This window comes from Butyricicoccus sp., from assembly GCF_977037065.1.
Genome location: NZ_CDRQNY010000001.1, coordinates 1 through 26229, shown reverse-complemented (window position 1 = coordinate 26229; position 26229 = coordinate 1). Strand labels below are relative to the sequence as shown.

The following is a 26229-nucleotide window of genomic DNA, read 5'->3' as shown; positions in this document are numbered from 1 at the left end:
ATACCGCTTAAAAACATCTCATATCTCACGCGAAAATTTTTTCGGTTTTTTCGATTTTATAGAGAAATTCCCGACAGATTATGATATACTAAATGGTGTATGAGCAGAGAAGCTCTGTCTTTCCCTGCCTATATGCCATTTTGTTATTTTCTAAGGAGGGAATCCGTGTGAAGCTGGCTTTCACCAAGATGCACGGCTGTGGCAACAATTATATCTATTTTAATTGCTTCGACCAGACTGTGCCCGATCCCGAGTCGCTTTCGATCAAGCTCAGTGAACCGCACTTCGGTATCGGCGGCGACGGCATTATCCTTATTTCTCCTTCCGACAAGGCGGATGCGCAGATGCGTATCTTCAACGCCGACGGCTCGGAGGGAAAAATGTGCGGCAACGGCATCCGCTGCGTGGGCAAGTACCTGTACGACAACGGCATGACCGATGGCCGCACCACCATCACCATCGACACGCTTTCCGGCGTAAAAACGCTTGAGCTGACCGTCAAGGACGGCAAAATGCAGTCCGCCCGCGTGGACATGGGTGCAGCCATTCTTGCTCCGCGGGAGATTCCCGTTAATATGGACGGCGAGAACGTCATCAGCGCACCCATCGTTGTGGACGAAAAGGTCTACCACATGACCTGCGTTTCCATGGGCAACCCGCACTGCGTTATCTTCCAGAAGGAGGATGTGGACGACCTCGACCTTACGCGCATCGGACCCAAGTTTGAGCATCATCCGCTGTTTCCGGAGCGTGTCAACACCGAGTTTGTCAACGTCCTGCCGGACGGCAGCCTGAAAATGCGCGTCTGGGAGCGCGGCTCCGGTGAAACGTGGGCGTGCGGCACCGGCTCCTGTGCGACCGGCGTGGCAGCATGTCTGAACGGCTTTGCAAACAAAAACGAGGATATCGTCGTGCACCTGCGCGGCGGCGACCTCACCATTCGCTATACAGATGAAACCGTGTTCATGACGGGCGCGGCAACGACCGTATTCAAGGGGGAAATTGAGATATGACAAAGTACATCTTCGTGACCGGCGGCGTAGTTTCCGGTCTGGGCAAGGGCATTACTGCCGCATCTCTCGGCCGTCTGCTGAAAAGCCGCGGCCTGAAAATTGCAGCGCAGAAGCTCGATCCCTACATCAACGTAGACCCGGGCACGATGAGCCCGTTCCAGCACGGCGAGGTTTACGTTACCGACGACGGCGCAGAGACCGACCTCGACCTCGGCCACTACGAGCGCTTCATCGACGAGGACCTGAACAAGTTCTCCAACCTGACCACCGGCAAGGTATACTGGAATGTTCTGAACAAGGAGCGCGCCGGCGAGTACCTCGGCGAGACCGTGCAGGTTATTCCGCACATCACCAACGAGATCAAGTCCTTCATCTACTCGGTAGGCAAAAAGACCTCGGCTGACGTTGTTATCACCGAGATTGGCGGCACCACCGGCGATATTGAGTCCCAGCCGTTCCTCGAGGCGATCCGCCAGGTTGCTGCTGAGGTTGGTCGCCGCAACTGCCTGTTCATCCATGTAACACTGGTTCCGTTCATCTCCGGCTCCAATGAGCCGAAGTCCAAGCCGACCCAGCACTCGGTTAAGGAGCTGCGCGGTCTGGGCATCTCTCCGGACATCATCGTAGCCCGCGTTGACCAGCCGATGGATGACGATATCAAGCGCAAGATTTCCATGTTCTGCACCGTACCGGAGGACTGCGTAATCGAAAACCGCACCCTGCCGGTTCTGTATCAGGCACCGATGATGCTCGAGGAGAGCCATCTGTCCGACATCGTCTGCCGTGAGCTGTCCATCGGCGCAGGCAAGGGCGATATGACCGAGTGGCAGGAAATGCTCGAGCGCATCGCAGCCCGCAAGGACCATGTGAAGATCGCGCTGGTCGGCAAGTACGTCAAGCTGCACGACGCATACCTTTCGGTTGCAGAGGCGCTGCAGCACGGCGGCTACGAGACCGGCTGCTTCGTCGATATCGACTGGGTAGACTCCGAGGAGATCAACGACTCCACCGTGGACAAGCTGCTCGGTGAGGTTGACGGCATCATCCTGCCGGGCGGCTTCGGCGCACGCGGCGTGGAAGGCATGATTTGTGCAGCAAACTATGCGCGCACGCAGGGTATCCCCTACTTCGGCATCTGCCTCGGCATGCAGATCGCGGTTATGAGCTACGCACGCAACGTGCTCGGCTACGCGGATGCAAACTCCAGCGAGTTTGACCCGGATTCCACCCATCCGGTCATCGACCTGATGGAGAGCCAGCAGGGCATCTCCAAGAAGGGCGGCACGATGCGTCTGGGCGCTTATCCGTGCAAGATCCGTCCGAATACTATCATGGCATTGGCGTACGGCGAGGAAATGATTTCCGAGCGTCACCGCCACCGTTACGAGTTCAACAACAATTTCCGCGAGGAGATTGAAAATAAGGGCATGCAGATCACGGGCACCTCGCCGACCGGCGAGCTTGTGGAGACCGTTGAAATCCCGAACCATCCGTTCTATATCGGCGTACAGTTCCACCCCGAGTTCAAGTCCCGTCCCAACCGCGCTCATCCCCTGTTCAAGGCGTTCGTCGCGGCATCTCTGAAAAGGAGCCAGAACAACAATGCAGACTAACAAGAACTACGACAATCTCGAGCAGAGCTATCTGTTCTCCACCATCGCACGCAAGGTGCGTGAGTACTCCGAAGCACATCCGGAGGCTGATATCATCCGTCTGGGCATCGGCGACGTAACCCGTCCGCTGGTACCGGCTGTTATCGACGCGCTGCACGCAGCTGTTGAGGATCAGGCCAAGCAGGAGACCTTCCACGGCTACGGCGATGAGCAGGGCTACGGCTTCCTGCACGAAGCACTGGTCGGCTACTACAAGTCCCACGGCGTAGAGCTCGCCACCAATGAGATCTTCATCTCGGACGGTGCAAAGAGCGACCTCGGCAACATCCTCGACATTTTCGGTACCGACAACACTGTTCTGGTTCCGGACCCGGTTTACCCGGTTTACGTTGATACCAACGTTATGGCGGGCCGCAAGATCGTATTCGCTGACGCAAATGAGGCAAACGGCTTCCTGCCGCTGCCGGATGAGTCCGTTCAGTGCGACATCATCTATATCTGCTCTCCGAACAACCCGACCGGCGCTGCTTATGACCGTGCAGGTCTGAAGGCTTGGGTAGATTACGCCAACAAGCAGAACGCCGTTATCCTGTATGACGCAGCTTACGAGTGCTTCATCGAGGATGAGACTCTGCCGCGCTCCATTTACGAGATCGAAGGCGCTAAGTCCTGTGCAATCGAGTTCTGCTCCTTCTCCAAGATGGCAGGCTTCACCGGCACCCGCTGCGGCTGGACCGTTGTTCCGACCGCTCTGCTGGACGGCAAGCTGAACAAGATGTGGCTGCGCCGTCAGACCACCAAGTTCAACGGCGTTCCGTATATCGTACAGAAGGGCGCTGCTGCCTGCTTCACCGAGGAAGGCATGAAGCAGATCAAGGAGACCCTCGGCTACTACAAGCAGAACGCTAAGGTTCTCGCTGCGACCCTCGATGAGCTGGGTATCTGGTACACCGGCGGCAAGAGCAGCCCGTACCTGTGGCTCAAGTGCCCGAACGGCATGGATTCCTGGACCTTCTTCGACTACCTGCTTGAGAATGCCAACGTCGTTGGCACCCCGGGTGCAGGCTTCGGCAAGAACGGCGACAGCTTCTTCCGTCTGACCGCATTCGGCGATCAGGCACGCACCAAGGAAGCTGCTGAGCGTCTGAAAAAGCTGCTCAAGTAATATAGGGGACTTCAAAAGTCCCCTATATACGAAAGGCGGTTCCGGAGAAACCGCCTTTCGATACCCGAATGACGCCACGCGCAGTGCGACCAAGAAGTCGCACAAGGATAGCGCCCAAGGCGACTGAGTCGGGGTGTAAAAAGTCAGGTACACGCCCCGACTTTTTACGCAAATGCAAAGCATTTGCTAATTAAATGGCGCTGCGGCGCAGGAATTAAAAAGCGACCGTGCAACGGTCGCTTTTTTGTATATAACGAGGTGATTCGATGGGCATTCTTTATGGTCACAGGTGTGTTTTATGCGGCGCAGATTTTCCGGTGACGACCAGCCGCACGCTGCAGCTTTGTCCGGACTGTGCCGCTGCAGTCCGGCGGGAATACCGCTGCAATGAGGTCATCTCCATTGCCGGAGCCGACGGCACGATCGCTCCTCTGTATTACCGCGGCACCGTGCAAAATGCCATGAAGCGGTTCAAGTTCAGCAGCGCCGCCTACTGTGCGGACTGGTTCGCGGCGCAAATGTCCGTGGCCCTCACGTCACAGTTGGACGACTGGCAGCCGAAACTCATTACCTACATGCCGATTGGATTCCTGCACTACCGCAAGCGCGGGTACAATCAGGCGGAGCTGCTTGCAAAGCTGACGGCAAAGCCGCTTTCTCTTCCATGCGAAGCCACCTTGCGCAAGCGATGGTTTGTCGGCAAGCAGTCCGCGCAGAAGGATTACGCCGCGCGGCAGAGCAACGCAAAAGATGCCGTTCTGCCGAAGGGCAGCGTAGATTTGACCGGAAAATCCGTTGTGCTGGTCGATGATATTATCACCACCGGCGCAACGGCGGCGGCTGCCGTCAAAGCTCTGCGGGAGATGGGCGCAAGCCGTGTTTACGTCCTCGCTGCGACATTTACACCGAGGAAATAACAAAAAAGACCGCTTTCGCGGTCTTTTTTGTTATTGGAAAAACTCACTGCTGTACACTCTGCCGTAATTGTCGGTAATCTCGGCTTTCAGCTGGTACTGATCAAATCCGCCTTCCAGATCACGCCAGTCAACCTGTGTATAATAATAAACGTCTCCACCGAATCCTGTTTCTATATTCTCTATCTTCTGTTCTTTGATTTGTTTTCCGTTCTGATACAGGAGTATGCGACCGCTGGCCAGTGGTACACTGTCATCGCCGCAGTAAATATACGTTGCCACATTGCCGCTGGCTGATGTGGTCTTACCATTAAAGCTAAAGCTACCGTTCTCCCACCACGCACGCACTTCGAGAGAAAAACGCTGCTTCAGGTCATACTCAGAGGCAACCATAATATTACGGATTTCTCCGTCCGTACTTGTCAGCGTCAAATAAACAGAAAACGTATCCACCAGCGGCACGCTGATTTCGCCGCTGTAACCGTTCTTGTTTTCTGCGTCGCACTCCCACGACTGGTCACCGCTGCGGACAACGAACTTTGCGGTTTCGCCATCCATCATGCTGCGCGGAACCGCGCTCACCGTCACAAGAAGGTTATCCGTGTTCTGCCGGTCTACGGTCACGTTCTCCGACCAGTCGGCTAAATCGCTGTTCTCAGCGCTCGTATTATCCGGATAGTAAATCGTACTCGGCCCGCTCTGCATCCGCAGCGTGTCGATCTGCTTCTGCATGGCGAGCACGCGCCACAGGCTGACCGCGCTGCACACAACGCTGACGCACAGCAGCCCTGCCGCTGCGATTGCCGCAATTTTCCACTTGCGGTTTTCGTTCCTGACCGGCTGGTTCTCTGCACCCGGCCACGATTCATCCGAGTCCTCTGCCTTTGGCATTAGCTCCGCATCCGGACGCAACAACGTATCCACCGGAACGCCGAACAGCTTGCTCAGTTCCATTAAATTATCCATCGTGGGCACCGCCTGATCGGCCTCCCACTTGCTGACCGCCTGACGGCTCAGGCCCAGCTTTTCGCCGAGCGCCTCCTGGCTCATGCCCTGCTCTTTTCGCAGCGCCGCGATTTTCTCACCTGTTGTCATTTCTGCCACCTGCCTTTCTTTTCTGTCTCCAGTGTGCCTGAAATGCCGCAAAAACGCCACCAACCCATCGTTTCTTTTTGTCAACCGACGGTTGCGGACGTCTTTCCGGTTGCAAAAAAGTCCCGAAATGCACATTTCGGGACTTTGAGGCTATCTGGGAAAACACTTATGGGCATTACCACACAATTCAGCGATGAGCGGTTGGCGAGTAACTTTTGCGTGCTGATGCGGCGCGGTTCCGCAGCAATACTTTGTGTATTGCAAGGAAACGCAACAAAATCAGCGCACAAAATTTCCGCCAAACGCCGCCGATGCAATCGTGTGGTATTGCCCCCAATTAGGCGTTGAAGAACTCCTCGTGGATAGCCTTAACAGCCTTCTCGCTGTCCTCCTCGTTGATGAGGACGGAGATCTTGATCTCAGAGGTGGAGATCATGCGGATGTTGATGCCGGCGCTTGCCAGAGCCTCGAACATCTTGGAAGCAACGCCGGTAGCGGAAGCCATGCCTGCACCAACAATGGAAACCTTTGCGACCTTGGTGTTGATGGAAATATCCTCGTAGCCGAGCATCTCCTTCGCGTCGCGCAGGATCTTCTCGACGCGCTCTGCATCGTCCTGACGGATGGTGAACGAGATGGACTTCTTGTTATCGCGGCCGACGGACTGGAGGATGATGTCGATGTTGACATTGTGCTTCGCCATCAGCGAGAATACCTTGAATGCAGTGCCCGGCGTATCGTCCAGATTGATGATTGCTACACGCGCGCAGTTATTATCACGGGCAACACCCGAAACCAGCAGTTTTTCCATATTAGAACCCTCCTTGACTTTGGTACCCGGATTGCGGGTAAAGCTCGAAACGACCTCAAGATCGACATTGTACTTCTTTGCCATCTCAACCGAACGGTTGTGCAGCACCTGTGCACCCAGAGATGCCAGCTCCAGCATCTCATCATAGGTGATGGCGTCCAGCTTCTTGGCATCCTTTACGATGCGCGGATCGGCAGTGTAAACGCCGTCTACGTCGGTGTAGATCTGGCAGAGATCCGCGCCGAGCGTTGCTGCAATGGCAACTGCGGTGGTGTCCGAGCCACCGCGGCCGAGCGTGGTAACGTCGCCCATCTTGTTGATGCCCTGGAAGCCTGCAACAATAACGATGCGGCCGTTATCCAGCTCTGCCTTGAGGCGCTCGCCTGCGATGCGCTTGATGCGGGCATCCGAGTAGTTGCTGTTGGTCTCCAGACCGATCTGCCAGCCGGTCAGGGATACAACCGGAAAGCCCAGCTTCTGGATAGCCATCGCCAGCAGAGACATGGAGATCATCTCGCCGGTGTTGAGCAGAACGTCCATCTCACGCTTAGAAGGACGGTCGTTCAGCTCGGCAGCCTTTACGATCAGATCATCCGTGGTATCGCCCTGCGCGGATACAACTACAACAACCTGATTGCCTGCCTGTGCGGTCTTGGTAACAATGTCCGCAACATTCTTCAGTCGCTCGGTGTTGGCAACCGAAGTGCCGCCGAACTTTTGCACAATAAGACTCATACTAACTATGTTTCCTCCTTATATACACGGACGAGAGCACTCATCCGTCCCCTATTACAGTCGTTTTACGGTCGCACCGACCTCATCACAGCGCAGCTGTACGGCCTTCCAGTGCGGATACAGCTTCTCGCACAGCTCCTGTGCACGGGTGATGTAGTCGCGGTCGCCCTTGTAGACGATCGCCACGATGGACGGGCCTGCGCCGGAAATGAACGCGCCGAGCGCGCCCAGCTTCTTGGCCTCACGCACGATGTCCTCGCCGTTTTCGATCAGACCGAAACGGTACGGCTGATGCAGACAGTCACCGGTTGCCGCGTCAAGGTTTTCCAGCTTGCCGGTGGTCAGGCTGCCCGCAAGCAGCGCTGCGCGCGCCAGATTGTAAACCGCATCGTGATGGTCGATGGTCTTGGGCAGCGCCGCACGCGCCTTTTCGGTGGACAGCTGGAAATCCGGAATGAATACCACGAAGTCGATCGCGCCGTGAACCGGCACACGAACGTGATGCACATGGCCGTTTTCGAGCAGCGCCACGCAGAAGCCGCCGAGGATCGCCGGTGTGGAGTTATCCGGATGACCCTCGATGGTAGCCGCCAGATCAATGACCGCGTTGCGGTCGAGCGGCTCACCGAGCAGCATGTTTGCACCCATGATGCCCGCAACCGTGCACGCCGAGGACGAGCCAAGGCCGCGGGTCTGCGGGATCGCGCAGTCCTCAACGATGGTCAAGCCGGAAAGCGGCTTGCCGCACTCGTCGTAAACGCGCTTTGCACACTGATAGATCAGATTGCTCTCGTCCTGCGGAACATACTGACCGTTTTTATCCGAAATATCAATATGATCGTTCTCTGCGAGGTCGATCACGTTGTACAGCTCGAGCGCAATGCCGATGCTGTCATAGCCCGAGCCCATATTGGCGCTCGTAGCAGGGACGGTTACACGAACCATTGTATTTCTCTCCTTTACAGAATACGCATTGCCGCGCGGACTTCACCGCGTGCGTTCAGCTTTTCGGCTGCGGCGTTCATCTCTGCGGTGGACAGCTTGCGGGTCTGCACCACGAATACGCCCTCAGCAGGCTCGGTCAGACTCTCAACCGGCAGCAGCTCCTCAACATCCTTCTGTGCACCCTTGAAGCGAACGTACCATGCACTCTGCAGGGTATCCAGCGGACGGAGCAGGTGCTTGGAGCCATCGCCCCAGAAGATACGGCGGCGGTTGTCCTTGTGCTCGATGCTGTCCAGCATATCGGCAACAACAGCGGAAGCGGTAGCCAGCTTGCCGGCGCCCTTGCCGTAGAACATAACCTCACCGGTCGCATTGCCGTCGATCATGATGGCGTTGAATACGTCCTCAACAGCGGCCAGCGGGCTTTCCTTGTGGATGAGATGCGGTGCAACATAAGCGTAAGCGGTGCCGTCCTCGCAGCGGACCGAGCGGCCCAGCAGCTTGATAACGCAGCCCAGCTTGTCGGCGTTTGCTACGTCCTCGAGGGTGATCTTAGTGATGCCCTCGCAGGAAACCTGATCCGGATCGAACTTATCGCCATAAGCAAGGTCGGACAGAATGCAGATCTTGCGGCAGGCGTCGTGACCCTCGATATCAGCGGTCGGGTCCTTCTCGGCATAGCCGTTGAGCTGTGCCTGCTTGAGCGCATCCGCAAAGGTAACGCCGTTGTGGATCATCTGGGTGAGAATGTAGTTGGTCGTGCCGTTCAGAATGCCGCAGATTTCGTTAAACTCGTTGGCAGCCAGGCACTGCAGCATCGGACGGATGACCGGAATGCCGCCGCCGACGGATGCCTCGAACATGTAGTTTACGCCGTGCTCCTCGGCAATCTTGAGCAGCTCCTCACCCTTGGTAGCAACCAGTTCCTTGTTGGAGGTGCATACGCTCTTGCCAGCCTCGAGGCAGCGCTTGGTGAACTGGTACGCAGCGCCCACGCCGCCCATTACCTCGGCAACGACTGTTACCTCGGGGTCGTTCTCGATGATAGAAAAATCGGTTACAAATTTATTGCCATACGGCAGAGAGGAGAAGTCGCGCAGGTCGAGGACATACTTTACCTCAACCGGCTCGCCAACGGTCTTGGCGATCTTGTCGGCGTTCATGTCGAAAACCTCGTATACGCCCGAACCGACGGTGCCGTGTCCCATGATTGCTACTTTAATCATATGCTGATTTCCTTTCATCAGTTAAATTAGCGTTCTGTATACCGCCGGACGGTCATTCAGATGCCAGAATTTCCACTTTGCTGACGCCTTCCATTGCTTCTGCACGGTGCACAAGCTCTTCGGATGAGTATTTCATCTCACCGGTGCGGGCCGAAATGGTGACCGATGCCATTCCTCTCATCGGAATGGACTGGTTCACCGTCAGCAGGTTTGCACCCGAGCGTGCCATCAGTCCGAGGATGCTCGACAGAACACCCGGCTGATCGTGCAGCATGAAATGGTAGGTGACGATACGGTCGGTGGTCGCCTCAAAGAAAGGGCGAACGCCGTCCTTATATTTGTAATACGCACTGCGCGACAGACCGGCGATCTTTGCCGCTTCGCTTGCCGTAGCCGCCTTGCCCGAAGCGATGGCTTCATTCGCTTCGATCACGCGCTGAAATACCTCCGGCAGCAGGGTGCGCTCCACGAGATAATACTTTGGTTTTATCATGCGATGTCTGTCCTCCCTAAAAAGACACTTGTCTTTTTCACGCTCATTTATCATACCATATCCATCCACCGAGCGCAAGAGAATAACTGATAAATTTCCCTAAATTCCGACGAGTGTTTTGTTACTTCTGTCAAAAGCTCCCGCTTTTCCTGTGAAAAGTGTAAGTGGCTTTTTGCTTTATTTTGTGTTATACTATGTTTACATCTGTAAACAATCGGAGAGTTTTATTATGCATCAGAAAAACGAAAACGGAACCTTTACCTCAAAAATCGGCTTTGTGCTGGCGGCGGTCGGCTCTGCGGTCGGCATGGGCAACATCTGGATGTTCCCTTACCGCACCGGTCAATACGGCGGCGCGGCTTTTTTAATCCCCTACCTGCTGTTTATCGCACTGTTCGGCTATGTCGGCCTGTCCGGCGAGTTCGCCTTCGGCCGTATGACCGGCACAGGTCCGATCGGCTCGTATGAATTTGCGATGAAGTCCCGCGGTAAAAAGGGCGGCGCCATCCTCGGTACGATTCCTCTGCTCGGCTCGCTCGGTATCGCCATCGGCTACGCCATCATCGTCGGCTGGGTGCTGCGGAGCGCGTTCGGTGCACTGACCGGCTCGCTGATGAGCACCGAACCGGAGCAGTTCTTCACGGAAATGAGCAGCACGAATTTTTCCAGTGTGCCGTGGCACACCCTGGTTATCCTGCTGACGGCGGCTGTGCTGATCTTCGGCGTGTCCGGCGGCATTGAAAAGATCAACAAGGTGATGATGCCCGCATTCTTCATCCTGTTCATCATTATTGCTGTCCGCGTAGCCTTCCTGCCGAATGCGATCGAAGGCTACAAATACCTGCTCGTACCGCAGTGGGAATACCTGTTCAACCCGCGCACATGGATCATGGCGATGGGTCAGGCGTTCTTCTCGCTGTCGATCACCGGCTCGGGCATGATCATTTACGGCTCTTACCTGCCGAGAAATGAGGATGTTGTACATTCGTCGTGCATGACCGCTGTGCTCGACACCTGCGCCGCTATGCTGGCTGGCTTCGCTATCCTGCCGAGCGTGTTCGCGTTCGGTCTGGACCCGGCCTCCGGCCCCAAGCTGCTGTTCATCACCCTGCCGCGTGTATTCCAGCAGATGCCGTTCGGCCGTCTGTTCGCGTTCTTCTTCTTTATTTCCGTGCTGTTCGCGGGCATTACCTCACTGGCGAACATGCTGGAAGCAGTCTCTGAAGCCGCGCAGACGCGCCTCAAGCTGAGCCGAAAGGCCGCTGTCCTGCTGTCGTGCGGCGCCGCATTGGCGGTTGGCCTGTTTATCGAGCGCGATACGCTCATGGGTACGCTGATGGACGTTATCACCATTTACGTCGTGCCGATCGGTGCAATCCTCGGTGCGGTTATGGCGTACTGGGTGCTCGGCATCGACAAGATGGAGCAAGAGCTGATGAACGGCCGCAGCAAGCCGCTCAGCCGCGCGTTTGCGCCGCTTGCGAAATATGTGTATATCTTCCTTGCCGCACTCGTCGTATTCTTCAGCTTTATTATCCCGGGCGGTATTGGATAAATCCGTGCTATAAAAAAGGACTTCCTGCGGGAAGTCCTTTTTTCATGCAGGAATGCAGAATGGAAAATGAACGTAAAGATTGCATTTTCCGAACCATTTGCAAACGTGTACCCGCAGGGGCGGCCATTGGCCGCCCAGAATCGAGGTATGCCATCGCACTTCATTCTCCATTTTCAATTCTCAATTACGATTCTTCATCGAGGAAGAATATACTCTCCACCGGCTGTTCCAGAAGCCGCGCGGTTTTAATCGCCAGCTCGAGGGTCGGGTCATACTTATCGTTCTCCATCGCCACGATGGTCTGCCGCGATACCCCGAGCAGCTTTGCCATGTCCTCCTGCCGCAGGCCGCGCGCCTTGCGGAGTTCTTTAATGTTGTTCTTCATCTTCAGCGCCAGAACTTCCATATCAAATCTGCGAATATCACGACCGGAATGAAAATACGCTTTACAATATCCCCGGCGAGCGCACTTTTAGACGGCGGATTTTCCTCGCCGTCTTTTGCGGCACGGTAGGTCGCGATTGTTCTGTAAACACCCTCGAACACCATGCACACGAACCATAGAATCGCAAACTCGCTCACATTTTTACCGAATGCAATGATATCCACCAGCATCACCACAAACAGCCCGACCGTCATCAAGCGGTAGGCGATAATCGCACCATTGCGTGTGATCGTGTTCTGCATTTCGTCCTGCTCCCAGCCATTAGCCTTCGCGGAAGCGCGTGCACGAGCAGTCTTTCCGGCCTGTCCCCAGTCCTCCCAGAGCATAAAAGCCAGCCAGAATACCGCAAAAACGACCATTACGACCACGCCTATACCGGTTTCGGTTGTAAACATAGGTGCACCTCCCTACATCCAGAAAACCTTCACCACAATCCACAGATACATCAGATTATTGAACACACTGTGTCCCATCTGTTTCCACATTTGCGTTTTATCCTCATCGCCCGCCATATTGCGAATGGTTTTGATGATAATAAACAGCACCTCAGCAACAATGGACACGATTGCCAGGACACTGAGTTCAATCGAGCGATAATCACAGAAAAAGCGGCTGTAACCAAGATAAATGATAACACCGGCCTGCAGCACACGGTAGCCAATCAAGCGACCCTTCACATTGACGGCGTGCGCCATCTCATCGATATTCCATTTCCAGTCCTTCATGATTTTTCTCGCTCGCGGCGATTGTCCTTCTTCTACCCAGTCGTGCCACAGGCTCGCTGCAAGAATGACCAGCGGCAGCACAATCGCAACCATAACAACCTGCACCTTCTGTGTCATATCGTACATATCCCAGCTCATAAGCGCACCTCCTACCAGTTTTGCGTTAGAACCGTCATTCCGATGGCCAATCCGATCAGCACCGCACAGAACATCAGCTTTGCGATAAGGAAAGTCAGTCTCGGCGGATGCTCCTCGTCGTCCTTTGCTTTGCGGAACGTCTGCACAAGCATAATAGCCGCCTCCACCATGCCGGACACGACCAGCAGCGCACACAACTCCATTGCCGCCTGCCCTTTTATCAGCAGGCGATAATACAGGCACGCCAGGATTCCCGCCTGCGTCACCCGATATGCGACCGCCTGTGCCTGTGTGATGATGGCGTGCTCCATCTCATCGGTCTTGCTGCCGAGTGCTTTGGCGGTCCTGCGGGCCTTTTTCGATCTTCCGGCATCCATCCAGTCTTTTACCAGCCATGCCGCCAGCAGAAGCACCGGCAAGCCGATGCAGACCCACAATACCTGCATTTTCTCGGCTGATGTGTACAAATTCCACCGCATAAAAGCACCTCCTACCCTTGATGCCGTTCGCTAAAATGTAAAGTTCTCTTTACATCTTAAAGATAACAGGCGGACAGCAAAATGTCAAGAATGTTTGACATTTCAGGCAAGGAAAAACCCCACAGAATTTCCTGTGGGGTTTTGTGAATATTTACTGATCCTGCTTATCCGGGTCGAGATCCTTTTCGGCTTCTTCAACCTTGGCAAGCTCCTCTGCGGATTCCGCAGGCTTGCTTACCTTGGCGTGCAGCTCCTGCTGCAGCTCGGTCATCAGATCCTCACCGACGATCTTATCCGGAACGATTTCGCCGTTATAGACCTTAACAAAGGTCTCGCCGTCCATCGTTTCGTTGCGGATGAGATACTCGGCAACGCGCTTCATCTCGTCCATGTGCTCGCTCAGCAGCTTTTCACAGGCGTGATATGCGTGCTCGATAATGCGGTGAATCTCGTCGTCGATCTCCGCCGCCTTAACCTCAGAATAGCCCTTGCCGGCTGCCAGATCGCGGCCGAGGAACACCTCGCCATTATCCGAGCCGTAGTCGATCGGGCCGATACGCTCGCTCATGCCGTAGCTGGTGACCATGGCGCGGGCCATCTGGGTTGCCTGCTTGATATCGCCATAAGCACCGGTGGAGATATCCTCCATCGTCAGCTGCTCGGCCACGCGGCCGCCCAGACAAACGATGATATACTCCTCCATATACTTCTTGGTGCGGTATGCCTGATCCTCCTCCGGCAGCGGCATGGTAAAGCCGCCTGCGCCGGACGAACGCGGGATAATGGTAACGTGGTGTACCGGATCCTGCGTCGGCAGAACGTGGAAGCAGATCGCGTGACCGGCCTCGTGGTACGCGGTCAGGCGCTTGTCGTGCTCGTTGATGATGTGGCTCTTCTTCTCCACGCCCATTACGACCTTGAGCAGCGACTCCTCGATCTCCTCCTGCGAGATCAGCTTCTTGTTGCGGCGTGCCGCAAGCAGCGCTGCCTCATTGAGCAGGTTTTCAAGGTCTGCACCGGTGAAGCCGGCGGTCGTCTTGGCAATTTCAGAGAACTTGACATCCGGGTCGAACTGCTTGTTGCGGGCATGTACCTTGAGGACAGCCTCACGACCCTTGACATCCGGTGCGCCGACATAGACCTGACGGTCAAAACGGCCCGGACGCAGCAGTGCGTTATCCAGAATATCCTTGCGGTTGGTGGCTGCGATGACGATAACGCCCTCGTTTGCACCAAAGCCGTCCATCTCAACGAGCAGTTGGTTCAAGGTCTGCTCGCGCTCGTCATGGCCGCCGCCGAGACCTGCGCCGCGCTGACGGCCTACTGCATCGATCTCGTCGATGAACACGATAGCCGGCGCGTTCTTCTTGGCCTGCTCGAACAGGTCGCGCACACGCGATGCGCCGACACCGACGTACAGCTCAACGAAGTCCGAACCCGAAATAGACAGGAACGGTACGCCCGCCTCGCCTGCAACCGCACGCGCGATCAGGGTTTTACCGGTGCCCGGAGGACCGACCAGCAGCACGCCCTTCGGAATACGCGCGCCGATCTGCACGAACTTCTGCGGATTCTTGAGGAACTCGACGATTTCCTGCAGCTCGGCCTTTTCCTCGTCCGCGCCTGCCACATCATTGAAGGTGACCTTGCGCTTATCGTCCTGCGCCAGCTTTGCACGGGCCTTGCCAAACTGCATCGGACCTGCTCCGCCGCCGGACTGCTTGTTCATCATAAAGTACCAGAACGCGATCAGCAGCACGATCAGGATCACATACGGCAGGAACTGTGCCCACCACGGAATGGTCGCCGTGCGGTAATCGACCTTGGTCAGCGTGCCATCCCGCATCTGCTGCTGAATGGTCTCGCCCAGATCGTTATAGAACACGCTTCTGTAGTCACCCAGATCGTAGGTGTACGTCCGGTTTTCCTTTTTCAGATGCATGGTCAGCGTGGTGTCGTCCACGTCGTACTGGTCAACATCGCCATCCATAAAATAGTTGTAGATCTGATTATAGGACAGCGTTTCTGTCTGCTGTGTCTGGCTGACCACATAGCTGACGCCCGCCAACAGGCACACCAGTATGATCAGGTAAAGGCCGAAGCCTTTCATTTTGCCTTTCAAATCGGTTTAACACCTCTTCCCTAAATTACTCGCCGCCGTAAACATACGGCTTAAGTACACCGATATACGGCAGATTGCGATACTTTTCCGCGTAGTCGAGACCGTAGCCGACTACGAACTCGTCCGGAATCTCAAAGCCGAGGTAATCCACATCGACGTTGATCTTGCGGCGCTCCGGCTTGGAGAGCAGCGTGCACAGGCGGATGGAGTTCGCACCGCGTGCTGCCAGAATCTGCATGAGATAGTGCAGCGTTACGCCGGAATCCAGAATATCCTCCACGATCAGCAGGTCGCGGCCGTCGATCGGCTGTGCGATATCCTTGATAATCTGCACCTCGCCGGAGGTCTTGGTGCCCTTGCCGTAGCTGGATACGACCATAAAATCCACGTTGCACGGCGTATCAATGGCACGGGTCAGGTCGGCCATGAACACATAGGAGCCCTTGAGCACACTGACGATCAGCGGGTTCTTATCGCGGTAATCCTCCGTGATACGCGCACCCAGCTCTGCTACCTTTTCGTGAAGCTGCTCCTCGGTAAAGTAAACTTCCTTGATGTCATCTCGCATATTATAAGCCATTTTTTGATAACCCCTTTACTGTAATCTGCAGTGTATTTGCGTTATTTTTGGCTGTTCTGCTGCAGTCCGCACCGATATCCTGCACCGCGATCACACCGTTTTTATCCGCGATAACGGCCATCGCATTCCGCATATAGCGCGGAATCTTTCGGTCGATCATCAGCTTTTTGAGCGATCTGCTGCCGCCGTTTTCGGTCAGCCGCAGAGTGTCTCCGGTGCGTCGTGTGCGAACACACAGCGATTCAAAATCTATTGTACCACAATCCAGACAAAAAGTATTGAATGTTTTGTAAAAAACTTCGGATTTTTCTAATTTCTTTGCAGTCAGCCTTACCGTGTCCTTCCAGATCATCCCTGCGAATGGTACGGTAAACGGGATTTCCGGCCGCTCGACTGCGGTTTCCGCCTTGGGAATGATGCGCAGAACGTCATATTCACGTCTTGCGAAACAGCCGTTCGGTAAATCGGTTTCCGCAGACGGAGACGCGGTTTCCAACAAATGCTCGAGCGCTGAAATATGCTTTGCGGTTACGTCTTTGAGCGGCATATCCGCGTTTTCGAGCAGCAGACGCAATGCTCGGCTGCGAACCGCCGATGCGGCCTCCCGCAGAGGCTGAATCTTCCATGCGCCGTTCCCGGCTGCACAAAGCTGTACACAGGTCTGTGCATAACTCTGTAGGCAAGTCTCGTCCTGCCGAAGCTGACGCGAAAGCCGTGCTGCCGCCTGCACCGCCTGCGGATTCAATTCCCGCAGAACGGGAACGACCTCTTGACGGAGGCGGTTGCGCGTGTAAACTGTATCCGCGTTCGTGCTGTCCGTGACGAAATCCTGTCCGCGCTCGCGCAGAAAGGCTTCGATTTCCCGCCGTTCGACCTCGATGAGAGGCCGAATGATGCGTCCGCGCACCGGCGGAATGCCCGTGAGACCTTTCGCACCTGTGCCGCGCACCAAATGGAACAGCATGGTCTCCAGATTGTCGTCCGCATTGTGCGCCACCGCGATTTTGGCTCCGTGTGCGGCATGCTTCAGCCGTGCATAGCGAATACGCCGCGCAGTCTCCTCCACCGCGGAATCGCCTGCGGCAGCGGCTATGTCCACGCGCTCGACCGCCAGTTCCACGCCGAGCCTGTCACACAGCCTGCGGCAGAAGGCTTCGTCCCGGTCAGACTCTGCACCGCGCAGACAGTGGTTGAGGTGAAACGCCCGCACAGGATACCCCAGCTCGCGCAGACTCAGCAGAAGCGCTACAGAATCTGCGCCGCCGGACAGGGCGACAAGCACATTTTCGCCGGTTTCGAGCATCGTATAGTCGGAAATCGTTCGTTTTACCGTATCCAGCATGGCTTACTCCTCGTGAATGCGGTCCGGGTTGGAGAACGTGGTATACTGACCGACCCACTGCAGCTCAATGGTGCCGGTCGCACCGTGGCGGTTCTTCGCAATGATGATCTCTGCGATATTTTTGTTCTCGCTCTCGTCATCGTAGTAATCATCGCGGTAAATAAACATAACGATGTCGGCATCCTGCTCGATCGCGCCGGACTCTCGCAGGTCGGACAGCATCGGTCGCTTATCCGAGCGCTGCTCGGACGCACGCGACAGCTGCGACAGACACACGACCGGAACATTGAGTTCCTTCGCCATAATTTTCAGCGAACGTGAAATCTCTGCGACCTCCTGCACACGATTATCCATGTGACGGCCGCCGACGTGCATCAGCTGCAGATAGTCGATGACGATCAGACCGAGTTCGTCACCCAGTCTGCGGCATTTCGCCTTGATCTCCGCAACCGTGATGGCCGGATTGTCGTCCACATAGATATTCAGTCCTGCCAGTACGCCGGACGCACGCGCGATCTTTACCCAGTCGTCACCGTCCAGATTGCCGGTTTTCAGCTTCTGCGACTCAATGAGCGCCTCACTCGACAGGAAACGGCTGGCCAGCTGTTCCTTGCCCATCTCAAGCTGGAACACGCACACGCCGGTGCCCTTTTTGTCGCCGCGCTCCTTATTCTTGACACTTGCCTTAGCCGCATTGAGCGCCACATTGAGCGCAAACGCGGTCTTGCCCATGCCGGGTCGTGCCGCAATGAGAATCAGGTCGGATTTATTGAGACCGGTCAGCGCCGTGTCCAATGCATGGAATCCGGTGGACATGCCGGGAATTTCACTGTCCGACCGGGCGCGCTCGTCCAGTTCGGTATACAGATCCGCGATAACCTCAGAAAGCCGTGACAGACCCTTAATTTCACGTCCCTGACGGATGCTGTAAATACGCTGCTCCGCCAGCTCGGCAATGCCGGAGGCTTCACCGTGGGCTTCGAGGGCGTTCTGCTGAATCTCGCTGCCCGCGTCCGCCAACTGGCGCAGCAGGCTCTTGTCACGCACGATGCGGACGTACTCGTTGACGTTCCGCGCACCCGGCGTGACCTCCATCAGCTGAAAGAGATACGCGCGGCCGCCGGCCTCGTCGTAGTAGCCCATGCGCGTGAGCATATCCAGAACGGTTACCGGGTCAATGCGCTGTGCACCGTTGAACATCGAGTAGATGGTCTCGAAGATGCGCTTGTTTTCTTCCGCGTAAAAATCATCGGCGCGCACCTGCTCGATGACCTCGGGAATGCAGTTCGGATCGACCAGCATCGCGCCTAAAAGCGACTGCTCCGCAGTCAGATCCTGCGGCACCTGCCGCATTAAAAGTTCGTCGGGCACTTACTTACCTCCCTCCGCTAAAAAATTAAAATGGAGAATTGAGAATGAAGAACGAAAAATGACAACGCAGGCATAGCCTGCGTCAATCAAATCCCGCTTTGCTTGCAAAGCGCAACCACATGACAGGTTTTCCAAACGGAAAACCGAGTCATTGGCCCGCAGCGCGACCAAGAAGTCGCGCAAGGATAGCGGCCGCGGCCGCGACCGTGCGTTTCACGCACGGCATGAAATAGGACACGGCATTGCCGTGTCCGTAAAAAGTCGCGACATGCGCGTGACTTTTTACACCCCGACCCAGCGCTCTTGGAGCGCGTCCGGGGGTATCGCCGGTCGGTTTCTCCGGAACCGACCGGCGTATATAGGGGGTATTGGATACCCCCTATAGGTGCAGGTTACGCCTCGACTACCTGCACCAGAATCTCGCCTGCGATATCCTGATACAGCTTTGCCTTTACACGGTGTACACCGAAGGTCTTGATCGGCTCCTCGAGCACGATCTTCTGCTTCGGTACGTTCAGACCGTACTGCTTGTTCAGCTCCTCAGCGATTTCCTTGGAGGTAACAGCGCCGAACAGACGGCCGCCCGTGCCGCCCTTGGCCGGAACCTTTACCGGGCTCTCCTTGAGCTTCTCGGCTGCCTCGCGGGCTGCCTGCTGCTCGAGTGCGATCTTGCGTGCGTGTGCCTCATCCTGCGCCTTCTTAACGTTCAGGTTATCCGCGGTTGCCGGCTCTGCCAGACCGCGCGGCATCAGGAAGTTGCGGCCGTAGCCCTCGCTGACCTCGATCAGCTCGCCCTTTTTGCCCTTGCCCTTAACGTCGGCCTTAAGAATTACTTTCATGGTGATTACTCCTTTTGTGTTTGCTATATCGAATGCGGCGAACAGCTTCGCCTGCTTTTCGGTTTTATTTATTGTCGTCCTGCTTTTCGGTCCGCTGATCGTCGAAGTAGCCGCGAATGGCATCCGTGATCAGCTTGTCGGCCTCCTCCGGCGTAGTATTCTTCAGCTGTGCACCGGCCGCCGAATGGTTGCCGCCGCCGCCGAGTCGTTCCATCAGCAGCTGCACATTGACGTGGCCTGCCGCACGAGCGGAAACCGCCATATCATCGCCGCTGCGGAACGCAACAACGCTTGCATGTGTGCCGATGATGGACAGCAGCTCGTCTGCTGCCTGTGCGGCCGCAATACGGTCTACCTCCTCGCCAGTGATAGCGAAGATAACGCCCTGACCGCAGTTGCGCGCGGACGAGATCAGCTTCTGACGTTCCATATACTGGTCAAAGCTGGACTGGAACAGGCGCTTGACATCGCTCGACTCCGCACCTGCGCGGCGCAGATACGCTGCCGCCTCAAATGTGCGGACGCCGGTACGCGTTGCAAAGCCCTTGGTATCCAGATAAATACCCGCCAGCATGGCTTCCGCCTCGCAGGTGAGAATGCCGCTGGTCGGCACAAGATACTGCAGCAGCTCGCTGACCAGCTCGGATGCGGACGACGCATACGGCTCGTGCAGGGATACGACTGCGTTCTCGATATAATCCGCCGCACGGCGGTGATGGTCAATGACTGCGATCTTGTTGATGGATTCGAGCAGCGCCGCGCTCTCCACATAGCCGGGACGGTTTACGTCCACCACGATGAGCAGCGTGTTGAAATCGCACGCAATCATCGCATCCTCGGCGCTGATGAACACGCCCTTGTACTCAGACTGGGTTTCCAGCCGTTCGATCAGGTCATTTGCCATGGTGTGCTGACGGTCCACAACAATGTGCACCGGTCTGCCCTTGACGCGCGCGGCACAGACCATACCGGCAGCAGCGCCGATGGCGTCCATATCGCTGTTCTTGTGGCCCATGACCAACACCTGAGACGAGTCGCGGATCAGCTGGCTGAGTGCGTTTGCAACCACGCGGCTCTTGACCTTGGTGCGCTTCTCGACTTCCTCGCTCAATCCGCCGAAGAAGGCAAAGTTAAATTTATTCTTGATAACCGCCTGGTCGCCGCCGCGGGACAGCGCCATGTCGACAGCGAGTCCGGCAAACCGATAGCTTTCCGCAAGCGTTTCACCGTCGCGGCCGATACCGATGGACAGGGTAGCTACAACGCCCTCGTGGTTCTCAATTTCGCGCACCTCCTGCAGAACGGAGAACTTGCGCGCAACCAGCTTGTCCAGCTCAGCGTTTTCGATCACGAAGATATACTTGTCGCGGTCGTACTTGCGCAGTACGGCGCTCGAGTCCTTCACCCAGGCAAACAGACGTTTGTCAATGCCCGCCAGAATGTTGGATTTTTCCGAGTCGGTGGTGTTCTTGACCAGCTCCTCGTAGTTGTCGATTGCGATAACCGCGATAGCCGGACGGGTAGTCTCAGCCGCATCCCGCAGACGGACAAACTCGGTGCAGTCGATGAAATGCAGCATCATCAGTTGTCCCGCACCGCTCTGCACCATACTGCCGAATACATGGTACTGCCGCTTGCCAATGCCAAGCTCTCCCGGGAACGCGGTCTGTCCCTTGATGAGCCAGCCGGTCTCAAACGTCGGTGCGATCTCGCCCATGCGAACGCCGCTTACCGCAGTCCCCCGACCGCTGATTTCCGCAAATGCGTCATTCGCCCATACGATCTCGCCCGTGGTAGCCAGCGCAACAGCTGTCGGCAGCGGCGAGCGTGTCACCGCCGGACGGATCTCTCCGCCGTCTACCTCGATGTTGTTCATCAGCTCCTGCACCTGCCGCCGCCGTGCCGCATTCATGCGCAGCGAAACAATCCGCAGGATGATGCACACCACAATACCTGCCGCACCGTACACGCGGGAGAAATAAAGTCCCACGACTGCAAACAGGAAAAACAGCACATAAAAAATTACGCTGTTGGGAGCCAGCATATTCTGTAATCTCTTTTTCAAACCCCTGCCTCCTTTTTGGGACGCAAATATTCAACCTAATTATAGCAAGCCATTGTAGAAATTTCAACACTAAATGCAAACCGGTTTTGTATCTTTTCGCCGTCCGCTTGCAATTTCTGCGGCTTCATGGTACAGTAACCGTAGATTCGCAATCAGGAGGATATCATTATGCAATTTTCGTTTGCACACAACAATTTTAATGTCCGCGATCTGGACCGCTCGCTTTCTTTTTATAAGGAGGCTCTCGGTCTGACCGAATCCAGCCGCATCAACGCACCGGACGGCAGCTTCATTATTGTATACCTGACCGATGGCGTAACGCCGCATCTGCTCGAGCTGACGTGGCTGCGCGACTGGGACAAGCCGTACAACCTCGGTGACAACGAGTTCCACCTTGCCTTCCGCGTGGATGATTTCGATGCCGCGCACGCAAAACACAAGGAAATGGACTGCATCTGCTTTGAAAATCCGTCAATGGGCATCTATTTTATCTCCGACCCGGACGGCTACTGGCTGGAGGTCATTCCCGCAAAGTAAACAGAAAACGCTTGGAGCTGCTGCTTTGAGCGTTTTTTTCATTCTCTTAACCGGATTATTCTGTTCATTTTTCGACAACGGGTGTATACTATTGAAGTTATCTCCTGACGAAAGGACTGTATTATTTGAATCCTTACCTCGATTTGTTCCTCACCTTTGCGCGCATCGGCGGCTGCACATTCGGCGGCGGCTACGCCATGCTGCCCATTTTGCAGCGCGAAGTCGTCGAAAACCGCCGCTGGGCGACTGAGGACGAGCTGATGGACTACTACGCCATCGGTCAGTGTACCCCGGGTGTCATCGCAGTAAACACCGCAACATTCATCGGCTATAAGACACAGGGCACGCTCGGCGGCATTGCGGCCACCGCCGGTGTTATCGCGCCGTCGCTCGTTATCATTTCGATCATCGCCGCATTCATCCAGCAGTTCGCGCACCTTGCGGTCGTGCAGCACGCCTTTGCGGGCATCCGCATCGCGGTCTGCGCGCTCGTGCTGCAATCCGTATGGAAAATGGCGAAAAAGGGCGTTGTTGATGCACCGACGGCAGCGATTTTGCTCATTACGTTCATCGCAGTCGCATTTTGCGGCGTTTCGCCCGTTGTGATGGTCGTTATCGCTGCTGCTGCCGGTATTCTCATCGGTATGGTCCGGAGGAAGCGCGCATGACCTTTTTACTGCTGTTTCTCGAATTTTTCAAGACCGGTCTGTTCGCCATCGGCGGCGGACTGGCGACCCTGCCGTTCCTCAAGCAGATCGCGCTGCGGTATCCGTGGTTCACGCCGAATGATCTGATGGACATGATTGCGGTGTCCGAGTCCACGCCCGGCCCGCTCGGTGTCAACTCTGCGACCTATGCAGGCTTCCACGCTGCCGGTGTGCCCGGCGCCCTCATGGCGACCTGCTCGCTTGTGCTGCCGTCGGTCATCATCATCATTCTGGTGTCGCGCGCGCTGGATAAGTTCCGCGACTCTCCACTGGTCAAGAACGGCTTTTACGGCCTGCGTCCGGCGTCCGCGGGTCTGATCTTCGGTGCAATGCTCGAGGTGTTTGTCGCAGCGCTGCTGCATACGGAAAACTGGTCAGGCATCGCAAGTCTCGGCTCGGTCATCAATGTTCCGGCGATAATTATTTTTCTCGTGCTGTCGCTCGGTATCTGGAAGCTCAAAAAGCTGCACCCGATCGTGTTTATCCTGATCGGCGCGGTATGCGGCATTGTGTTTAATCTGTAAGGCAACATTTCACGATTGCAGTAATTGAGAATGGAAAATTAACGTGATGATATAACCGTATACAAAAAGGACGCACAGTGTGCGTCCTTTTTATTGTTTGTAATTGTGAAATGTGAAAAACGAAACGGAAGATTGAACCGCTGCGTCCATTCTCCATTCTGCTTACTCTGCGAGATACGCTTCGATCAGCTCACACGCATCCTCAATGCAGCCCGGGCAGGAGCGCCGTACATTGCCGTCGGCTACGCCCTTGAGGTCGCGGCACAGATACGCGCCGTTCTTCTGCTCGAACTTCTCCTTGAGCATTTTCGTGACCTTATAGGTCTGACCCTTGGTCGTGCCCGGCTTATCCGCTCCTGCGCTGTTCTTCATGCCCGCGAGCATGAACGCACCGCTCAGCGCGCCGCACATCTCCATGCAGCCCATGCCGAAGCCGAAGCCTTCCGACATTTTATAGGCGGTCTCCTTATCCAGACCAACCAGATCGCAGTACGCGCAGACCACCGCCTGTGCGCAGTTGTAGCCCTGATCGTGAAAATCCTGTGCCAGTTTTGCCCGTTCTGTCATAACAAATATCTCCTTTTTCAAAGCAAACCGCGCCGTAAACGACGCGGTCAACTTATAGTTTACTTAAGGCACCGCCGCTTTAATTATGCGGTATTGCCTTAATACTGCACCTGTGTGAAATAATACAGGATCGCATTGCACTGTGCACGCGCCTGCTTCTGCCAGTCCTCCTCACTGTCGATGAACTTCTGGTCCTCCTCGTTATCAATGAAACAGAATTCACTCGTCAGCGCCGGAATATTCAGCGCCGCTGCTGCACGGTTGGTGTAATAATAATCGCCGTGACTGCCCTCGCGGAACACGATCTGGCGAATCGGAACACCCAGCTTTTCGTACTCGTCGAGCAGCGCCTGCGCCAGAATTTTGGTCGGTCCGCCGTTCTTGTCCGCAATCTGCGCCAGGATCTCCGCGCCGCGTGCAGTGGTGTTGGCTGCATTGTGGTGGATACTGAAGAACAGGTCCGCCGAGGACGCATACTGTTTCATAACAGCGCCGCGCAGCGTCAGCTCGCTGCCTTCCTCAAGGGTATCGCGCACCATGATAACCTTTGCACCGGCTGCCTCAAGGTACTGCTTGAGGTACTGCGCCACATACAGGTTGACGTGCTTCTCATCGAGTGAACCGCCGTTGTTCGCGCCGACATCGCTGCCGCCGTGACCCGGGTCGATAATGACCGTCTTCACGCCGTCAATATGCGAGGTGCGCGGCGGCTGTATCGGATCGTTATCCTCGTCGCCGCTGACGTAGTCGCGCACGCGCGTCAGGTAAGCCGCACTGCAGTAGCGGCCGCTGCCCGAAGAGTTATCCATAATATGCGCCCAGCCGTTGCTAATGCTGTCAACCGCGATTTCCGCGCCGTTTTTCAGCACGCCGACCAGCGTGCCGGAGGTGCTCGGGCTCGAGCGAACAGACAGCTCGGAATCCACGGTTACACGGTACATGCCGCTTGTAAATGTCTCGGCGGGCGTGTCCGGCGTTGTCGGCTCAGTCGGCGTTGTCGGCTCGTCAGGAGTCACCGGTGTACTCGGCGTCGAAGGTGTGCTCGGCGTCGAAGGTGTGCTCGGCTGGGAGACAGTCGGCTCGGTCTGCTTATCGACCGCCGCATTGTAATCCCTTACGCGCACCAGATAGTCCGCGCTGCAGTAACGGCCGCTGCCGCCTGCGCTGTCCAGCAGGTGCGCCCAGCCGTTCGACAGCTTGTCCACGATAACCAGAGCATCCTTGGCGTACTCGCCGACTTCGGAATAAGTTTTGCCCGGACCGCTGCGCACGGTCAGCGCCGAATTGACATTGACGCGGTACACACCGGTCGTGAACGAAGCCGGAATCGGTGCAGGTGTCGGTGTTTTGAGCGTAACCGTACGGCTGGGTACGTCATAATCCGCCGTAAAGCCGAGTGCGGCCGCCATATCGGCTATCTTGTAGTAGTTGTTTCCGTTGATGATGTAACCGTCGAACGAAACCTTTTTGCCGTTCACCTTGACGATAGCCGTGGTGGGTTTGCCTGCCGCGCTGGACAGTGCCTTCGTGTTCAGCTCTCCGCCGACCGCGGTGTAATTTTTGCCGGTCGTCAGGGTGATGACGTTGGTGGATTTCTCCCAGCCCACCTCAAACTCTGCGGTGCTGTTGCGCAGCAGATACGCTACATCGCGCAGCTTGAAATAATTATACTTGTTAATTAAGTACGCCTGCGGATTGGTCACCGCCTTGCCGTTAAGCTGAAACGCGTGCGTGGTCTTTGCCGCGCTGACGACTGCTCTCGCCTGCGGCAGATCCTGTGTCAGATCCCGCTCAGCGGCAGTCTCGGTCGTGACGGCTGTGGTTTCTGCCTCCACAGCATCCTGCGGCAATTCTGCGGCCGCCGCACCCGCTGTCATATATATCGCCGCACTCAGAAATACCGCGATCATTCGTTTGAAACGCATTCTTGAACCTCCATGCTGTTTCGCCGATGGGTTGCTTTCCTGCATGCCCGCTGCGGGCATTCTTGATGGTATTTTACCACAAAACGGGGCACATTTCAACGAAATATGACGAAACCGGGGCATTGTAATATTACAAATGCCCCGATTATTCCATATAAGTACAATATTTCGTTAAGGCAATACCGCATAATTGAACAAGAGTGATTTGCGAGTAAATTTTGCGTACTGACGAGGCACAGTTTTGCGGTAATACTTGATGTATTACCGTGAAACTGCAACAAAGTCAGGACACAAAATT

Annotated in this window: 25 protein-coding genes; 8 read left to right on the top strand and 17 right to left on the bottom strand. The window is 55.8% G+C overall.

The genetic code is table 11. The annotated features are described in order from the left end of the window. The first annotated feature begins 167 nt into the window (after nt 1-167). From dapF to ACWVX6_RS00110, 4 genes are all read left to right on the top strand, one after another. Entirely contained in the window at nt 168-1013 is an 846-nt protein-coding gene (gene dapF / locus ACWVX6_RS00125; protein WP_243105724.1) for a diaminopimelate epimerase, read from the top strand. Further along, the gene (locus tag ACWVX6_RS00120) at nt 1010-2626 is read left to right on the top strand and encodes a CTP synthase (protein WP_455152014.1); all 1617 of its coding nucleotides are present in this window, start codon (nt 1010-1012) and stop codon (nt 2624-2626) included. The genes dapF and ACWVX6_RS00120 overlap by 4 nt, the downstream gene beginning before the upstream one ends. Then, nucleotides 2616-3791 (top strand): LL-diaminopimelate aminotransferase, encoded by a 1176-nt coding sequence (locus tag ACWVX6_RS00115; RefSeq protein ID WP_417191192.1) that lies wholly within the window; start codon nt 2616-2618, stop codon nt 3789-3791. Before ACWVX6_RS00120 ends, ACWVX6_RS00115 begins: the two co-directional genes overlap by 11 nt. A 266-nt stretch (nt 3792-4057) precedes the next feature. Beyond that, the gene (locus tag ACWVX6_RS00110) at nt 4058-4708 is read left to right on the top strand and encodes a ComF family protein (RefSeq protein WP_455152013.1); all 651 of its coding nucleotides are present in this window, start codon (nt 4058-4060) and stop codon (nt 4706-4708) included. Between the two features lie 30 nt (nt 4709-4738). On the opposite strand, the gene ACWVX6_RS00105 is transcribed toward ACWVX6_RS00110, so the two are convergent. The 5 genes from ACWVX6_RS00105 to ACWVX6_RS00085 form a co-directional block, all read right to left on the bottom strand. Beyond that, the gene (locus ACWVX6_RS00105; RefSeq protein ID WP_455152012.1) at nt 4739-5800 is read right to left on the bottom strand and encodes a helix-turn-helix domain-containing protein; all 1062 of its coding nucleotides are present in this window, start codon (nt 5798-5800) and stop codon (nt 4739-4741) included. Nucleotides 5801-6137: 337 nt separating this feature from the next. Continuing rightward, nucleotides 6138-7346, bottom strand: a complete 1209-nt coding sequence (locus ACWVX6_RS00100) for an aspartate kinase (RefSeq protein ID WP_118478884.1) — start codon at nt 7344-7346, stop codon at nt 6138-6140. A 54-nt stretch (nt 7347-7400) separates the two neighbouring features. Beyond that, a complete protein-coding gene (thrB, locus tag ACWVX6_RS00095) occupies nt 7401-8291 on the bottom strand; it encodes a homoserine kinase (protein ID WP_117751782.1) in 891 nt (296 codons plus the stop codon). 14 nt (nt 8292-8305) lie between these two features. Continuing rightward, nucleotides 8306-9517, bottom strand: a complete 1212-nt coding sequence (locus ACWVX6_RS00090) for a homoserine dehydrogenase (RefSeq protein ID WP_455152011.1) — start codon at nt 9515-9517, stop codon at nt 8306-8308. A 52-nt stretch (nt 9518-9569) separates the two neighbouring features. Further along, on the bottom strand, nt 9570-10010 hold the full coding sequence (locus ACWVX6_RS00085) for an ACT domain-containing protein (protein WP_117489913.1): 441 nt from the start codon (nt 10008-10010) through the stop codon (nt 9570-9572). A 229-nt stretch (nt 10011-10239) separates the two neighbouring features. On the opposite strand from ACWVX6_RS00085, the gene ACWVX6_RS00080 reads away from it, so the two are divergent. Then, on the top strand, nt 10240-11565 hold the full coding sequence (locus ACWVX6_RS00080) for a sodium-dependent transporter (RefSeq protein WP_455152010.1): 1326 nt from the start codon (nt 10240-10242) through the stop codon (nt 11563-11565). Nucleotides 11566-11749: 184 nt separating this feature from the next. On the opposite strand, the gene ACWVX6_RS00075 is transcribed toward ACWVX6_RS00080, so the two are convergent. The 10 genes from ACWVX6_RS00075 to ACWVX6_RS00030 form a co-directional block, all read right to left on the bottom strand. Beyond that, nucleotides 11750-11950, bottom strand: coding sequence for a helix-turn-helix transcriptional regulator (locus tag ACWVX6_RS00075; RefSeq protein WP_117490013.1), 201 nt, complete (start codon nt 11948-11950; stop codon nt 11750-11752). 2 nt (nt 11951-11952) lie between these two features. Further along, complete coding sequence (locus ACWVX6_RS00070; RefSeq protein WP_455152009.1) at nt 11953-12405, bottom strand: hypothetical protein; 453 nt, start codon at nt 12403-12405, stop codon at nt 11953-11955. Nucleotides 12406-12417: 12 nt separating this feature from the next. Next, nucleotides 12418-12873 (bottom strand): hypothetical protein, encoded by a 456-nt coding sequence (locus tag ACWVX6_RS00065; protein ID WP_455152008.1) that lies wholly within the window; start codon nt 12871-12873, stop codon nt 12418-12420. An 11-nt stretch (nt 12874-12884) separates the two neighbouring features. Beyond that, nucleotides 12885-13352 carry a hypothetical protein gene (locus ACWVX6_RS00060; protein WP_455152007.1) on the bottom strand — a complete coding sequence of 156 codons (468 nt, stop codon included), beginning with the start codon at nt 13350-13352 and terminating at the stop codon, nt 12885-12887. A 151-nt stretch (nt 13353-13503) separates the two neighbouring features. After that, nucleotides 13504-15462, bottom strand: a complete 1959-nt coding sequence (gene ftsH, locus ACWVX6_RS00055; RefSeq protein ID WP_118285015.1) for an ATP-dependent zinc metalloprotease FtsH — start codon at nt 15460-15462, stop codon at nt 13504-13506. 37 nt (nt 15463-15499) lie between these two features. Beyond that, nucleotides 15500-16054: a hypoxanthine phosphoribosyltransferase gene (gene hpt, locus ACWVX6_RS00050; RefSeq protein WP_243022094.1), complete on the bottom strand. Its 555-nt coding sequence runs from the start codon at nt 16052-16054 to the stop codon at nt 15500-15502. Beyond that, nucleotides 16044-17396 (bottom strand): tRNA lysidine(34) synthetase TilS, encoded by a 1353-nt coding sequence (gene tilS, locus ACWVX6_RS00045; RefSeq protein ID WP_455152006.1) that lies wholly within the window; start codon nt 17394-17396, stop codon nt 16044-16046. The genes hpt and tilS overlap by 11 nt, the downstream gene beginning before the upstream one ends. A gap of 3 nt (nt 17397-17399) precedes the next feature. Continuing rightward, nucleotides 17400-18767, bottom strand: a complete 1368-nt coding sequence (gene dnaB / locus ACWVX6_RS00040; RefSeq protein ID WP_188886039.1) for a replicative DNA helicase — start codon at nt 18765-18767, stop codon at nt 17400-17402. A 392-nt stretch (nt 18768-19159) separates the two neighbouring features. Next, nucleotides 19160-19606 carry a 50S ribosomal protein L9 gene (gene rplI, locus ACWVX6_RS00035; protein WP_110436125.1) on the bottom strand — a complete coding sequence of 149 codons (447 nt, stop codon included), beginning with the start codon at nt 19604-19606 and terminating at the stop codon, nt 19160-19162. A 64-nt stretch (nt 19607-19670) separates the two neighbouring features. Continuing rightward, nucleotides 19671-21671: a DHH family phosphoesterase gene (locus ACWVX6_RS00030; RefSeq protein WP_455152005.1), complete on the bottom strand. Its 2001-nt coding sequence runs from the start codon at nt 21669-21671 to the stop codon at nt 19671-19673. A 168-nt stretch (nt 21672-21839) separates the two neighbouring features. On the opposite strand from ACWVX6_RS00030, the gene ACWVX6_RS00025 reads away from it, so the two are divergent. From ACWVX6_RS00025 to ACWVX6_RS00015, 3 genes are all read left to right on the top strand, one after another. Continuing rightward, nucleotides 21840-22208 (top strand): VOC family protein, encoded by a 369-nt coding sequence (locus ACWVX6_RS00025; RefSeq protein WP_118478868.1) that lies wholly within the window; start codon nt 21840-21842, stop codon nt 22206-22208. Between the two features lie 125 nt (nt 22209-22333). After that, nucleotides 22334-22876 carry a chromate transporter gene (locus ACWVX6_RS00020; protein ID WP_455152004.1) on the top strand — a complete coding sequence of 181 codons (543 nt, stop codon included), beginning with the start codon at nt 22334-22336 and terminating at the stop codon, nt 22874-22876. Further along, on the top strand, nt 22873-23439 hold the full coding sequence (locus ACWVX6_RS00015) for a chromate transporter (protein ID WP_455152003.1): 567 nt from the start codon (nt 22873-22875) through the stop codon (nt 23437-23439). The genes ACWVX6_RS00020 and ACWVX6_RS00015 overlap by 4 nt, the downstream gene beginning before the upstream one ends. Nucleotides 23440-23601: 162 nt before the next feature. On the opposite strand, the gene ACWVX6_RS00010 is transcribed toward ACWVX6_RS00015, so the two are convergent. Together ACWVX6_RS00010 and ACWVX6_RS00005 are read right to left on the bottom strand one after the other, a co-directional pair. Continuing rightward, on the bottom strand, nt 23602-24006 hold the full coding sequence (locus ACWVX6_RS00010) for a C-GCAxxG-C-C family protein (protein ID WP_455152002.1): 405 nt from the start codon (nt 24004-24006) through the stop codon (nt 23602-23604). Nucleotides 24007-24104: 98 nt separating this feature from the next. Next, nucleotides 24105-25931: an N-acetylmuramoyl-L-alanine amidase gene (locus ACWVX6_RS00005; RefSeq protein ID WP_455152001.1), complete on the bottom strand. Its 1827-nt coding sequence runs from the start codon at nt 25929-25931 to the stop codon at nt 24105-24107. Nucleotides 25932-26229: the final 298 nt, after the last annotated feature.